We start from the raw sequence: 11,340 nt of genomic DNA, 5'->3' as shown, positions 1-11,340 counted from the left end.
GTCAACGTTTTCAAATTAACAATTAGACCAGTACCTGGTTTGCGTAAGGCGAAGGATTATTTTTATGAAGCTTAAGAACACTCTCCTGGCGTCCGCACTCCTTGCTGCGACCGCCCTGTCTGCCAATGCCGCAACAGAGTTAACGCCGGAGCAAGCGGCTGCTACGAAACCTTACGATAGCGTTACGATCGTAGGTCGTTTTAACTCCATTAGCGATGCGGTCAATGCCGCCTCCAAACGCGCCGATAAAGAGGGCGCCGCCGCATTTTACGTCGTGGATAACTCCGAATACGGCAGCAGCGGCAACCAGCGCGTAACCGTTGCACTGTATAAAGAGAATGCCCCAAAAGCGGAAGTGCAGAAAAATCGCGTTATCAACAATGTGATGGAGCTGCCTAAAGATCAGGCCGTGATGCTTGAACCGTTTGATACCGTCACCGTTCAGGGCTTCTACCGCAGCCAGCCGGATGTGAACGACGCCATCACCAAAGCCGCGAAGGCGAAAGGGGCTGACTCTTACTACATCGTTCGCCAGATCGATGCCAACGATGGCGGCAACCAGCGCATCACCGCCTACGTCTACAAAAAAGACGCCAAAAAACGCGTCCTGCAAAGCCCGGATGCGATCCCGGCCAACTCTGAGGCAGGTCGCGCAGCGATCGCTAAAGGCGGCGAAGAAGCGAAGAAAGTGGAAATCCCTGGCGTGGCAACCAGCGCAGCGCCTGGTGCCTCCGTTGCCGGTGTGGGCCGTTTCTTTGAAACCCAGACCACCAAAGGCGGCCGCTACAGCGTTACTCTCAACGACGGCACCAAAATTGAAGAGCTGAACAACGCCACTGCTGCGCAGATGGTGCCGTTCGACAGCATCAAGTTCACCGGTAACTACGGCAACATGACCGAGATCTCCTACCAGGTGGCGAAGCGTGCGGCGAAGAAAGGGGCCAAGTATTACCACATCACCCGCCAGTGGCAGGAACGCGGTAATAACATCACCATCAGCGCCGATCTGTACAAATAAGTCATCAGATACCCAAAGGCGGCGTAATGCCGCCTTTTTTTTGGCTTTTTAAGCACAATTCAGCCCTTCCTCATTGCATGCCTTCGTGACACTCCGTAAAATCCCGCGCCTTAGTGTGATCCACCATTTTTATGCGCTTCGACGAAATAATTATTCTGGATCTGACCCTTTTTAAAAAGGAAGCCAATGGAAAAGAAACTTGGCCTGAGCGCTTTAACTGCGCTTGTTTTAAGCTCCATGCTCGGTGCAGGTGTATTCAGTCTGCCGCAGAATATGGCAGCCGTTGCCAGCCCGTCCGCGCTGCTTATCGGCTGGGGGATCACCGGTGTCGGGATCCTGCTGCTGGCCTTCGCCATGCTGCTGCTGACGCGCATCCGTCCCGATCTCGACGGCGGCATTTTCACCTACGCCCGTGAAGGCTTTGGTGAGCTGGTGGGCTTCTGTTCCGCATGGGGTTACTGGCTGTGCGCGGTGATCGCCAACGTCTCTTATCTGGTGATCGTCTTCTCTGCGCTGAGTTTCTTTACCGATACGCCTGAACTGCGCCTGTTTGGCGATGGCAATACCTGGCAGTCCATCGTCGGCTCCTCGGTACTGCTGTGGTTCGTCCATTTCCTGGTGCTGCGCGGCGTGCAGACCGCTGCGAGCATCAACCTGGTCGCGACCCTGGCGAAGCTGGTGCCGCTGGGGCTGTTTGTGGTGCTGGCGTTTATCGCGTTTCGTCTCGATGTGTTCAGCATGGACTTTTCCGGCGTGGCGCTGGGCGTCCCGGTCTGGGAGCAGGTGAAAAACACCATGCTCATCACCCTGTGGGTGTTTATCGGGGTGGAAGGCGCGGTGGTGGTGTCGGCCCGGGCGCGCAATAAGCAGGATGTTGGCCGCGCCACGCTGCTGGCGGTGCTGGCTGCGCTGACCGTTTATCTGCTGGTTACCCTGCTCTCCCTGGGCGTGGTCGCCCGCCCTGAGCTGGCGGAGATGCGTAACCCGTCGATGGCGGGCCTGATGGTCAACATGATGGGTTCCTGGGGCGAAGTGGTGATTGCCGCCGGGCTGATCGTGTCGGTCTGCGGGGCCTATCTGAGCTGGACCATTATGGCGGCCGAAGTGCCGTTCCTGGCCGCGACGCATAAAGCGTTTCCCCGTCTGTTTGCCCGTCAGAACAAAAACAGTGCCCCTTCCGCCTCGCTGTGGCTGACCAACATCAGCGTGCAGGTTTGTCTGGTGCTGATCTGGCTCACAGGTTCGGACTATAACACGCTGTTAACCATCGCCTCGGAAATGATTCTGGTACCCTATTTCCTGGTGGGCGCATATTTGTTAAAAATAGCGACCCGCCCAATGCACACCGTCGTGGGAATGGGAGCCTGTATTTATGGCTTATGGCTGCTGTATGCCTCTGGTCCGATGCATCTGCTGCTCTCCGTGGTACTTTATGCGCCTGGGCTGCTGGTGTTTATTTACGCCCGACGTACGCATCAGCTGCAACACGCGCTTAAACGCCGTGAAATGGTGTTGATTGGAATGTTACTGGTTGCCGCATTACCGGCAACGTGGATGCTGATGGGATAAGCGACTTTTCCCATCGTCGAACGGATAAGGAGAATACGATGGGACATGCAAAGCCGCTCCCGATCCTGATTACTGGCGGAGGCCGTCGCATCGGCCTCGCGCTTGCCCACCACTTTCTGAATCTTCATCAGCCGGTGATCGTCAGCTATCGGACGAAATATCCCGCGATTGCCACCCTGTGCGAGGCGGGCGCGACCTGCATTCAGGCCGATTTTTCCACTGACGAGGGAATTCTGGCCTTTGCCGAGCGCGTGAAAGCCGAAACCCCGGCGTTACGCGGTATCATTCATAACGCCAGCGCATGGATGTCGGAAACTCCGGGGACCTCGCTCAGCGAAACCCTCTCCTGCATGCTGCAGATCCACGTTCACGCCCCCTACCTGCTGAACCATGCCCTGCAGGATCTGCTTCGCGGTCATGGCCATGCTGCCAGCGACATCATCCACTTCACCGACTACGTGGTGGAACGGGGCAGCGACAAGCATATTGCCTATGCCGCCAGCAAAGCCGCGCTGGATAACATGACCCGCTCGTTTGCCCGCAAGCTGGCGCCGGAGGTGAAGGTCAACGCCATCGCCCCGTCGCTGATCCTCTTTAACGAGCACGACGATGCCGACTATCGCCAGCAGGCGCTGAATAAATCGCTGATGAAGATCGCCCCCGGTGAAAAAGAGGTGATCGACTTAATCGACTACATTCTGACCAGCTGCTATGTGACCGGCCGGTCGTTCGGCGTCGATGGCGGGCGGCCGTTACGCTAGTGAAAACGGCTCCAGCAGAAGATTAATACCCAGGCGCTGAGGCACCAGCAGACCACTGCCCCGCCCAGCGCCAGGGGCAGACGCATCACGCCGATGAAGTACCACAGCGACAGCAGATAGAGGAAGTACGGAATAATTGCCCACATGCCAAAGATGATGGTGGTGCGCAGCGCCTCGATGCCGCGCTCGGAGGCGACAATATAGTGGGCAATCAGGGCAAAAGTCGGGAACAGCGGCAGCAACCCGGCGATGTAATAATTTTTCGTTTTTGCCAGTATGCCAATCAGTAAAACCACCAGCGCGCCGATGGCCGCTTTTATCACCAGTCCCATCCCATTTCCCTTAACAACTGAATAACAATCCCCGGCAGCATAGCGGAACGGCAACTATTTGCGAATGATTAATGTAAGGTTAAGGTTATGCGGTGTATGTTGGTTTTTTTCGCAGACGCAGACTGGCTATGAACAAGATCGTATACGTTGAAGATGAACCCGAAGTCGGCCAGTTGATAGCCGCGTATCTGGCTAAACATGATATGGACGTTATCGTCGAACCGCGTGGGGATCGTGCCGAAGGGCTAGTGGCGAGCGAAAAACCCGATCTGGTGCTGCTGGATATTATGTTACCCGGTAAAGACGGTATGACCCTGTGCCGGGATCTGCGTGCCCGCTGGCAGGGCCCGATTGTGCTGCTGACCTCCCTCGACAGCGACATGAACCATATTTTATCCCTCGAGATGGGGGCCAACGACTATATTCTGAAAACCACCCCACCGGCAGTGCTGCTCGCACGCCTGCGCCTGCATCTGCGCCAGCACGTTGCGGCCTCCAGTGATGCCCCCGCCCCGCTGTTAACCCCGCATAAAGCCCTGAGGTTTGGCACGCTGTCCATCGATCCGGTGAATCGTCAGGTTCTGCTGTCCGGTGAGCAGGTGGCGCTGTCGACGGCGGATTTCGATCTGCTGTGGGAGCTGGCGACCCATGCCGGACAGATCATGGACCGGGACGCGCTGCTGAAAAACCTGCGCGGCGTCAGCTACGATGGCATGGACCGCAGCGTGGACGTGGCGATCTCCCGCCTGCGCAAAAAACTGCTGGATAACGCCACCGAACCCTTCCGGATTAAAACCGTGCGCAATAAAGGCTATCTTTTCGCGCCGCACGCCTGGGATATCTGACTCTCTCCTGCTGATTAATCTTTTGCGCCCGTCTGCATAATATGTATTATGTTATAACATAACAATTATGAGGGTGGGATTGTGGTAATCAAACAGATGGTGCTGGCGTCGGTTCTGGCAACCTTCGCACATTCGGTTTTTGCGGCACCGGTTTATCCGCTGACGATAGAAAACTGCGGGATCAAAGAGACCTTTACGCACGCCCCGCAGCGGGTGGTGACTGTCGGGCAGCACGAGACGGAGCTCCTGCTGGCGCTGGGGCTTGAAAAGAAGATCAGCGCCACGTCGGTCTGGTTTGGTCCACTCCCCGATACGCTGGCGGAGCGCGGTAAGGGAATAAAAAAACTGGCAGATAACGCCCCATCCTTTGAAGCGGTGACTGCACAAAATCCCGATCTGGTGCTGGCGCAATATCACTGGCATATCGGGCCGCAGGGGGAAACAGGCACTCGCGAGCAGTTTGCCACCCTGGGTATTCCGACCTGGATTTCCCCCGCCGACTGCATCGGCAAAAGCGTCACCGACAGCTCGAATGCCGACGGCGCTCGCAGCACACCGTTCTCCATCGCGGAAATCGAACGTGAAATCGATGAGCTGGCTACCCTTTTCGATGTCCAGTCGCAGGGAAAAAAACTCAACGAGGCGCTGAACCTGCGTATTCAGAAGGCACAGACGCGCGTTGCTTCTCAGCACGTCAAACCGTTGAAAGTGGTGTTCTGGTTCTCCAGCAGCCGTCTCAAAGGCGAGCCCTGGGTGGCGGGCGATTATGGCACGCCGGGCTGGATCAGCCACACCCTGGGACTGAAGAACATTATTGATTCCCGGGATGAATGGCCCGCCGTAACCTGGGAACACATTGTCCAGGCGCAGCCTGACGTGATCGTGATTGCAGAGATGTCCCGGCGGCTTTACCCGGCTGATGATGTGGCTGTTAAAAAAGCCTTTTTGTACGATGACCCGGTAACCAGAAACTTACCCGCCGTGAAAAAAGGCCACATTATTGTCGTGCCCGCGATGTCCCTGAATCCATCATTGCGCAATGTCGATGCCGTCGAGGCGATCAGTGAAAAACTGGCGGCGTTTCAGGCTGAACGATGAACATAGTAACTCTCCGTGTTCCCTTTATCGCGCCGCGCTGGCGACAGCCTGGCCTGATGGCTGTTGGGTTACTGACGCTGCCGTTAATGCTGGTTTTCGCCGCGACCGTGGGTGATATGCCGGTTTCGTATACCACTGCGGGCAAAGCCATCCTCAACGGTCTGGGGCTGGGCACCTGGCCTCTGCCGCAGGTTGAGGAAGGCATTGTCTGGCAGTACCGCATGAGCCGGGCCCTGATGGCGGCCTGCAGCGGAGGGGGGCTGGCGCTGTGCGGTTTGGTGATGCAGGCCATTCTGCGTAACCCGCTGGCCGAGCCCTATCTGCTGGGGATCTCCTCGGGGGCATCGCTGGGCGCGGTCTGCGTCATGTTACTGGGGTTGGGTGGCAGTACGCTGGGTATCAGCGGGGGGGCCTTTCTGGGCGCCTGCTGCGCGTTTGGGCTTATCATGCTGATCACCCACGGCATGACCGACAGCCCACCACGCATCTTGCTGGCGGGCATCGCCGGCACGCAGCTGTTCAACGCCATGACCGCGTACATTGTCAGCACCTCCGCAAATGCGGAGCAGTCGCGCAGCGTGATGTTCTGGCTGCTGGGGAGTCTGAGCGGCGTTCGCTGGCCGGATGCCCTGCTGGCTCTGGCGGTGGTGTTGGCCGGATTTACGGTGATATTCACCTTTTCGCGTTCGCTGGATACCTTTACCTTCGGGGACGATGTTTCGACCACGCTGGGCGTGCCGGTAGCCCTCGTGCGCATGATGCTGCTCCTCACCTGTGCGCTGGTGACCGCGGTGATGGTCAGTATCATTGGTGCGGTAGGGTTTGTCGGGCTGGTGATCCCGCATATTACCCGGATGCTGTGTGGTCCCGGGCATCGCCGCGCCATTCCCCTGACCTTCCTGATCGGGAGTCATTTTATGATCCTCGCCGATGTGGTTTCCCGGACGCTTATTACTCATCAGGTGCTACCCATTGGCGTGGTGACCGCGCTGGTGGGCGCGCCCGCTTTTGTGGTCCTGCTGTATCGCAGCCGGGAGAAAAGAGTATGACTATTGCATTACGCGGATTGCAGGTAACCCTGCAGTCGCGAAAAATCCTGCACGATATCGACCTGGATCTGGCGACGGGTGAAGTTGTTGGCCTGCTGGGGCCGAATGGCTCGGGTAAATCCACGCTGCTGCGCTGTCTGGCCGGGTTATTGCCGCGTCATGCCCACCACATCCGGCTCGACGGTACCCCACTCAACGAGATCCCCCTGCGGGAGCGGGCCAAACAGCTGGCGTTTGTGCCTCAGCACGCTGAGGTCGACGGCGAGCTTTGCGTTGAGCAGATTGTTCGTCTGGGACGCACCCCGCACCGCAGGGGACTTTTTGGCTGGAACGAAACCGACGACATCGCGGTTGAGAACGCGATCCGGCTGATGAAACTCTCCGGTCTGCGTCACCGGCTGTGGCGGCAACTCTCCGGCGGGGAGCGGCAGCGGACGCAAATCGCCCGCGCCCTGGCCCAGCAGCCGGGGCTACTGATCCTCGACGAGCCCACTAACCACCTGGATATTGAGTATCAGCTGGAGCTGATGACGTTGATAACGCAGCTGCCCGTCACGGTGGTGGTGGCGCTGCACGATCTTAATCTCGCCGCCAACTACTGCCAGCGGCTGGTCCTGCTGAAATCAGGTACAGTGATGGCCAGCGGGCCGCCTGATGCCGTGTTGACTCCGGATCTGATCGAGAATGCCTGGCATGTCAAAGCGAACGTCATTAAGCGAGGCGCTACGTTAAATATTCGCTATGCCATGAGGCAGCCGATTGCGTAAAGTGTGCCAGGTCCCTTCCTCTGGCGGGGCAGCATCATTAACGCGTTGTAGTTGGGTAATATGTAATGAAAAAACTGTTCGTGCAGTTTTACCTCCTGCTGTTTGTCTGCTTCCTGGTGATGACCATGCTGGTCGGGCTGGTCTACAAGTTCACCGCCGAGCGCGCAGGCAGGCAGTCGCTGGATGATTTGATGAAAAGCTCGCTCTATCTGATGCGCAGCGAACTGCGTGAGATCCCCCCTCACGACTGGGCGCGCACCATCAAAGAGCTGGATCTGAATCTCTCCTTCAAGCTGCGCATCGAGCCGCTGAAAAAGTACGACCTGGATGCCCCGACCATGCAGCGTTTGCGCAGCGGTGACATCGTAGCGCTGGACGATCAGTACACCTTTATCCAGCGCATCCCGCGCAGCCACTACGTGCTGGCGGTTGGTCCGGTGCCCTACCTCTACTTCCTGCACCAGATGCGCCTGCTGGATATCGCCCTGCTGGCCTTTATCGCCATTTCGCTGGCCTTCCCGGTGTTTATCTGGATGCGGCCTCACTGGCAGGACATGCTGCGCCTCGAGGCCGCCGCCCAGCGCTTTGGCGACGGACATCTGACCGAGCGGATCCACTTCGACAGCGGGTCCAGCTTTGAGCGCCTCGGGGTGGCCTTTAACCAGATGGCCGACAATATCAATGCTCTGATCGCCAGCAAAAAACAGCTGATCGACGGTATCGCCCACGAGCTGCGCACTCCCCTGGTGCGGCTGCGCTACCGGCTGGAGATGAGTGAAAACCTGACCGCGGCGGAGTCGCAGGCGCTGAACCGTGATATCGGCCAGCTTGAAGCGTTGATAGAGGAGCTGCTGACCTATGCCCGCCTCGACCGTCCGCAGAATGAACTGAAGCTCACTACCCCGGACCTGCCCGGCTGGCTGCGCAGCTACGTTGAGGACGTCCAGAGCGTCAACCCCCAGCGCAGGCTGCTGATCGACAGCATGAACGGGGACTATGGCGCGCTGGATATGCGTTTGATGGAGCGGGTGCTGGATAACCTGGTCAATAACGCCCTGCGCTACAGCGATAATACCCTGCGGATTTCGCTGCAGCTGAACGGCAGTCGCGCCACGCTGTCGGTGGAAGATGATGGCCCCGGTATCGCGCCAGAGGCCCGCCAGCAGGTGTTTGAGCCCTTTGTCCGTCTCGACCCGAGCCGGGACCGCGCTACCGGCGGCTGCGGGCTCGGGCTGGCTATCGTCCACTCTATCGCCCAGGCGCTGGGGGGTGACGTCAGCTGTGACGCGAGCGATCTCGGCGGAGCCCGGTTCTGCTTTACCTGGCCCGTCTGGCACCACATCGCCCTGCCGATCCCTGACTGACCCAAACCGCACGCTGGCCTGACCCGGCGTGCTGTGCTATATATTGAGTATGTTGTAACTAATGTGGTGTGCTATGGCAACTTACGATCTGCTCGAACGCTTAAACTCAACCTTCCGCCAGATGGAGCATGAGCTGGCACAACTCACGGACGATCTGCAGTCCTGCCGCTTACTGGCGGGCCGCGTCTTTTCCCTGCCGGACGTCGCCAAAGGCGCCGAGCACGATCCGCTCAACGCCATCGCGGTGAAGCAGCATATTGGCAAGGAGGCGCTGATGATGGCGCTGCAACATTACCGTCACCTGTTTATTCAGCAGCAGTCGGAAACCCGCAGCAGCAAGGCCGCCGTGCGCCTGCCAGGGGTGATCTGCCTGCAGAGCGATGCCGTCCACAGGGCGCAGCTGACGGACCAGATCGCGAGCATTAACGCCCTGAAGGCGGAATTTGAAAAAATCGTCACCGAGGACTCTGGACTGGCTCCCGCCGCCCGCTTTGAGTGGGTGCATCATCAGTTGCCGGGGTTGATTACTCTCAACGCCTACCGCACGTTAACGGTCATCAACCACCCCGCCACCCTGCGCTTCGGCTGGGCCAATAAGCACATCATCAAAAATTTCACCCGCGATGAAGTGCTGGCGATGCTGGAGAAAAGCCTCAAGTCCCCGCGCGCCGTGGCGCCCTGGTCCCGGGATCAGTGGGTGGAGCGGCTGGAGGCGGAGTACACCGCCATTCATTCCCTGCCGGCGGAGGCGCGGCTGAAGATCAAACGGCCGGTGAAGGTGCAACCCATCGCCCGGGTCTGGTATGCCGGACAGCAGAAGCAGGTTCAGTATGCCTGTCCGACGCCGCTGATCGCCCTGTACGACGCCGACCAGGGGGCGGTGATCCCGGATATTGGTGAACTACTGAATTACGATGCGGATAACGTTCAGCACCGCTATAAACCGCAGGCACAGCCGCTGCGCTTAATCATCCCGCGGCTGCACCTGTACGTGGCGGAGTAACTATTTCAGGCTGCCGACCATCTCTTCCGGGCGAACCCAGCTGTCGAACTCGGCCTCGGTGAGATACCCCAGCGCCAGGGCAGCGGCTTTGAGGGTCAGCCCCTCTTTGTGCGCTTTTTTGGCGATTTCCGCCGCCTTGTCGTAGCCGATATGGGTATTGAGCGCGGTCACCAGCATTAACGACTCGTTAAGCAGCTGGCTGATGCGCTCGCGGTTCGGCTCAATGCCCACCGCGCAGTGCTCGTTAAAGCTCTCCATGCCATCCGCCAGCAGTCGCACCGACTGCAGGAAGTTATGGATCACCATCGGGCGATAGACGTTCAGCTCAAAGTTGCCTGAGGCCCCGCCCATGTTCACCGCCACGTCGTTGCCCATCACCTGACAGCAGAGCATGGTCATGGCTTCGCACTGGGTCGGGTTGACCTTGCCCGGCATGATGGAGCTGCCCGGCTCGTTCTCGGGAATGCTGATCTCGCCGATGCCGCAGCGCGGCCCGGAGGCCAGCCAGCGCACGTCGTTGGCGATTTTCATCAGCGAGGCCGCCAGCCCTTTCAGCGCCCCGTGGGCATGGACCAGCGCATCGCAGGTGGCCAGCGCTTCGAACTTGTTCGGCGCGGTGACAAACGGCTGGCCGGTGATGGTCGCCAGCTCTTCCGCCACGCGCACTGCATACTCTGGATGGGTATTGAGCCCGGTCCCCACCGCGGTACCGCCCAGCGCCAGCTCCGCCAGGTGCGGCAGGCTATGGTCGATATGGCGCAGGTTGTGGTCGAGCATCGCTACCCAGCCAGAGATCTCCTGGCCGAGGGTCAGGGGCGTGGCATCCTGCAGATGAGTGCGGCCAATTTTGACGATATCGGCAAAGGCCCGGGCTTTGTCGTCGAGGGTCTGTTTAAGCACGTTCAACTGGGGGATCAGCTGTTCGCGCAGGGCAATCAGCGCCGCCACGTGCATCGCCGTCGGGAAGACGTCGTTGGAACTCTGGCTTTTGTTGACGTCATCGTTGGGGTGGATCTTACGCTCCATACCGCGCACGCCGCCGAGCAGTTCGCTCCCGCGGTTGGCCAGCACTTCGTTCATGTTCATGTTGCTCTGGGTGCCAGAGCCGGTCTGCCAGATGGCGAGCGGGAATTCATCGGGATGCTTGCCGGCAAGCACTTCATCGGCAGCGTTGATAATCGCGGTGGCTTTTTCCGCCGCCAGCAGGCCTAGATCCTGGTTTACTTTGGCGGCAGCACGTTTGGTCAGCGCCAGAGCCTGGATCAGCGAAACCGGCACTTTTTCAGTGGAAATGCGGAAATGTTCCAGCGAACGCTGGGTTTGCGCGCCCCAGAGTTTGTCCTGCGGGACGTCGATGGCACCCATCGAATCTTTCTCACTGCGTGAGGTGGTCATTACTTTCTCCTTGATAACACTGAAGTGGATTGCTCACAGCTCAAAGAAACAAGTATTGATGAGAACGGGGAAAGGGTATGGCGCTTTGTGCGCTCTTTTTGTTGCCGGGTGGCGCAGCGCCACCCGGCGGGTTTTCAAA

11 protein-coding genes are annotated in these 11,340 nt (G+C 58.7%); 9 read left to right on the top strand and 2 right to left on the bottom strand.

Features of this window, described 5'->3' with window-relative positions:
• Positions 1 to 64 precede the first annotated feature (64 nt).
• The 3 genes from ydgH to folM all read left to right on the top strand — a co-directional run bounded on the left by ydgH (position 65) and on the right by folM (position 3,348).
• Positions 65 to 1,018 (top strand): DUF1471 family protein YdgH, encoded by a 954-nt coding sequence (gene ydgH, locus SOM40_RS10315; RefSeq protein ID WP_320456917.1) that lies wholly within the window; start codon positions 65 to 67, stop codon positions 1,016 to 1,018.
• A gap of 186 nt (positions 1,019 to 1,204) precedes the next feature.
• Complete coding sequence (locus SOM40_RS10310; protein ID WP_106993755.1) at positions 1,205 to 2,587, top strand: amino acid permease; 1,383 nt, start codon at positions 1,205 to 1,207, stop codon at positions 2,585 to 2,587.
• Between the two features lie 38 nt (positions 2,588 to 2,625).
• A complete protein-coding gene (folM, locus tag SOM40_RS10305; RefSeq protein ID WP_106993754.1) occupies positions 2,626 to 3,348 on the top strand; it encodes a dihydromonapterin reductase in 723 nt (240 codons plus the stop codon).
• On the opposite strand, the gene SOM40_RS10300 is transcribed toward folM, so the two are convergent.
• Positions 3,345 to 3,680: a GlpM family protein gene (locus tag SOM40_RS10300; protein ID WP_106993753.1), complete on the bottom strand. Its 336-nt coding sequence runs from the start codon at positions 3,678 to 3,680 to the stop codon at positions 3,345 to 3,347. The genes folM and SOM40_RS10300 overlap by 4 nt on opposite strands.
• Positions 3,681 to 3,808: 128 nt before the next feature.
• On the opposite strand from SOM40_RS10300, the gene rstA reads away from it, so the two are divergent.
• The 6 genes from rstA (at position 3,809) to tus (ending at position 9,806) form a co-directional block, all read left to right on the top strand.
• Entirely contained in the window at positions 3,809 to 4,525 is a 717-nt protein-coding gene (gene rstA, locus SOM40_RS10295; RefSeq protein ID WP_320456918.1) for a two-component system response regulator RstA, read from the top strand.
• Between the two features lie 96 nt (positions 4,526 to 4,621).
• Positions 4,622 to 5,623: an ABC transporter substrate-binding protein gene (locus SOM40_RS10290; protein WP_414672270.1), complete on the top strand. Its 1,002-nt coding sequence runs from the start codon at positions 4,622 to 4,624 to the stop codon at positions 5,621 to 5,623.
• Positions 5,620 to 6,672 carry a FecCD family ABC transporter permease gene (locus SOM40_RS10285; protein ID WP_320456919.1) on the top strand — a complete coding sequence of 351 codons (1,053 nt, stop codon included), beginning with the start codon at positions 5,620 to 5,622 and terminating at the stop codon, positions 6,670 to 6,672. The genes SOM40_RS10290 and SOM40_RS10285 overlap by 4 nt, the downstream gene beginning before the upstream one ends.
• Positions 6,669 to 7,439, top strand: coding sequence for an ABC transporter ATP-binding protein (locus tag SOM40_RS10280; protein ID WP_320456920.1), 771 nt, complete (start codon positions 6,669 to 6,671; stop codon positions 7,437 to 7,439). The genes SOM40_RS10285 and SOM40_RS10280 overlap by 4 nt, the downstream gene beginning before the upstream one ends.
• A 65-nt stretch (positions 7,440 to 7,504) precedes the next feature.
• Positions 7,505 to 8,803, top strand: coding sequence for a two-component system sensor histidine kinase RstB (gene rstB / locus SOM40_RS10275; RefSeq protein ID WP_320456921.1), 1,299 nt, complete (start codon positions 7,505 to 7,507; stop codon positions 8,801 to 8,803).
• Between the two features lie 73 nt (positions 8,804 to 8,876).
• Positions 8,877 to 9,806 carry a DNA replication terminus site-binding protein gene (tus, locus tag SOM40_RS10270; protein WP_320456922.1) on the top strand — a complete coding sequence of 310 codons (930 nt, stop codon included), beginning with the start codon at positions 8,877 to 8,879 and terminating at the stop codon, positions 9,804 to 9,806.
• Here the strand turns inward: tus and fumC are convergent, their stop codons facing one another.
• On the bottom strand, positions 9,807 to 11,201 hold the full coding sequence (gene fumC / locus SOM40_RS10265; protein WP_320456923.1) for a class II fumarate hydratase: 1,395 nt from the start codon (positions 11,199 to 11,201) through the stop codon (positions 9,807 to 9,809).
• Between the last annotated feature and the right edge of the window lie 139 nt (positions 11,202 to 11,340).

The sequence above is a fragment of the Leclercia sp. CFBP8987 genome (genome assembly GCF_034044995.2).
GTDB lineage: Bacteria > Pseudomonadota > Gammaproteobacteria > Enterobacterales > Enterobacteriaceae > Enterobacter > Enterobacter tamurae.
The sequence above is the reverse complement of the archived record's forward strand: the minus strand, read 5'-3'. Positions and strand labels throughout refer to the sequence as shown.